At 72.5% G+C, this 2,732-nt stretch carries 2 protein-coding genes; one reads left to right on the forward strand and one right to left on the reverse strand.

From position 1 onward, the window contains the following. A partial coding sequence (locus tag AB0M20_RS36510) for an ATP-binding protein (protein ID WP_364305234.1) occupies positions 1–477 on the forward strand: 477 nt, incomplete at its 5' end. A 3-nt stretch (positions 478–480) separates the two neighbouring features. Here AB0M20_RS36510 and AB0M20_RS36515 read toward each other — a convergent pair. Next, positions 481–2,732 (reverse strand): Hsp70 family protein (locus AB0M20_RS36515; RefSeq protein WP_364305236.1); only part of this gene is annotated, 2,252 nt, incomplete at its 5' end.

Consider the following 2,732-nt stretch of genomic DNA (forward strand, 5'->3'; position numbering starts at 1 on the left):
GGCGCGGAGCAGCTCGTGTCGTCGGCCGGCGACGAGCTCGCCCGCTCGCTGGCCGAGCTGCGGGAGCTGGCCCGCGGCATGCACCCGGCGGCCCTGGACCATGGCCTCGACGTCGCGCTGGAAGCCCTGGCGGTGACCTCGGCGGTGCCCACGACGGTGCAGATCGAGCCGGGCCCGCGGATGCCCGAGCCGGTCGCCCTGGCGAGCTATTTCGTCACGTCGGAAGCACTGACCAACATCGCCAAGCACGCGGAGGCGACCGGCGCGACGGTGCGGGTGCGGCGGCCGGTCGGCCAGGTGGTCGTGGAGATCGCCGACGACGGGATCGGCGGGGCGGACGTGGGGCGGGGCAGCGGGCTGCGCGGATTGCAGGACAGGGTGGAGGCCCTGGGCGGCACCTTGCAGGTGGGCCCGGCGCCCTCCGGCGGAACGATGGTGACGGCGAGGCTCCCGGACGGGTCCGAGCCGGGCGCTTGACGGTCAGAACCAGCTGGGGTGGCCCTCTCGCACGTTGCCCTTGGTCAGGGTCATCTCGTCGGTGCCGTCGATCCGGGCGATGTGGATGGTGGGGCGGTTGAGCTCGCCCCGGACGAAGGCGAACCACTTGCCGTCCGGGGACCATGCCGGGTCCATGTCGCGCTGCGGGTGGCCGATCACCTTGCGGGGCTTGGAGCCGTCCATGCCGACGATCCAGATGTCGGAGGTCTTCTCGCCCGTCTCGACCGTGTAGAGCACCCACTTCCCGTCCGGGGACGGCGCCGGGTCGTTGATCGGGCCCGCCTGCGAGCCGGCGATCATGCGGCCCGGTTCCTTCGGCTTCGCCACGTTCAGCTCGTAGATCTGGCGGTTGCCGTTGTGCTTCGCCCAGTACGTGAGGTGCTTGCCGTCCGCGGTCCAGGTCGGGTCGTCCTTCTGGTCCGCCGAGCGGGTCAGCTGCGTCATCTTGGACGTGGCCAGGTCCACGGTGAAGATCTGGTTGACACCCTTGATCAGCCGGGTCACGGCCAGTCGCTTGTCGTCCATCGACCAGGTCGCCCGGCCGCCGCTCACCCCCTCGGCGACCTTGGTCAGGCCGGTGCCGTCGGCGTTGAGCACGTAGGTCGTGTTGACGTTGTTCGCGTTGCGGTTCATGGCGATGCGCTTGCGGTCGTGCGACCACTTCGGTGACCAGTCGCCGCCGTCGGTGGTGAGCTGGCGGCGTTCGTCGCTGCCGGGGGTGAGGATGAAGACGTTGGAGCGGCGCTGCGGCGGCGCGTCGCCGCCGGTGTCGATGCGCATCAGCATCTGGTCGGTGGGGTACGGCGGAGCGGCCACGACGGGCGCGGACGACGGCGGTGTCTTCGCCGTCGGCGAGGCGGGACTCGAGCCGGTTCCGGTTCCGGGGCCGCGGGTCAACGCGTAGGCCGTCGCGCCGCCACCGATCAGGATGACCGCCACGGCGCCCGCGGCCAGCAGCATCGGGGTCCGGCGGCGCGCCGGCGTCGGCGTCGGGTGGCCGGCCGTGCCCGTGTCGCCGCGGTTCGCGGCCACCGGAGGAACCGAGGCGCTGCCGGCGGCGAACGCCGGCGTGGGCGCCGGCCGAGTTTCGGGAGTAGGCGCCGGATTGGGGGCCGGCTGGACCGATGGGGTCGGGGATGGAGTCGGAGACGGAGGCGGGTTCGGAGCTGGTGTCGGTTTCGGGGCCGGACGCGGCGGGGTGGGCTGGACCACTGGGCCCGCCGCCCGGCGGGCCGTCGCCGACACCGACGTCACCGCGCCCAGGGCGATGCTGTGTTCCGGCAGGGGATCGGCCACCACCGGGCGGCCGAACTCCGCCGACAACAACTGCCCGATGAACGGGATGCGCGACGAGCCACCCGCCAGCAGGATCGCGTTCAGGTCCGCCGGATCGGTGCCGGCCGACCGCAGGGCGCGGCGCATCGCCCCGACCGTGTCGTTCAGCGACGGCGTGATCATGGACTCCAGCTCGACCCGGTTCAGCCGTACCCGGGTGTGCATCCCCGGCAGCGCGACCGGGATCAGCACCTCGGTGTCGAACGACAGCGCCTCCTTCGCCTCGACGCAGCTGCGGCGCAGCTGCCAGACGGCCGTCACCGTGTCGGGATCGTTGAGGTCGAGCGCCCCGGCCGCGTCGCCGAGCGTGCCCAGCACATGCCCGAGCACGGCCTCGTCGAAGTCGACGCCGCCGAGCTGCTCGATGCCCTCCGGCTTGCCGAGCAGCACGAACTCGTCGCCGTCGCGGCGCAGCACTGCTGCGTCGAAGGTGCCGCCGCCGAGGTCGTACACGGCAACGGTTTCGCCATGCCCGATTCTGCGGGCCGTCGCGTGCTGCCGGGCCGCGGCCTCCGGCTCGGTGATCAGCCGCACCTGCCCGGCGTCGGCCATGTTGATCGCCTGGTCGAACATCTCCCGCTTGTACGGGCCCCAGTTCGCCGGATAGGTCAGCGTCAGCGTCTGCGGTGGGCCGTCCTGCAGGCTGGTCACGGTGTCCAGGACGTGGCGGAGCAGTTTGGCGGTCAGGATGTGCGCGGAGAACGGCTTGCCGCCGAGCAGGATCGGCACCGGGTCGCCGATGCGTCGTTTGAACTCACGCGCCAGCCGGACCGGATCGGCCTGCCCGCGTCGCTCGGCCGCCTCGCCGACGAGCAGGCCACCCTCGGGCGTGACGTAGACCAGCGACGGGATCTCCGGGCGGCGCCCACCCAGCCGGGCCACCTCGACCCGGCCGTCGG

This window comes from Actinoplanes sp. NPDC051633 (assembly GCF_040681735.1).
Classification (GTDB): domain Bacteria; phylum Actinomycetota; class Actinomycetes; order Mycobacteriales; family Micromonosporaceae; genus Actinoplanes.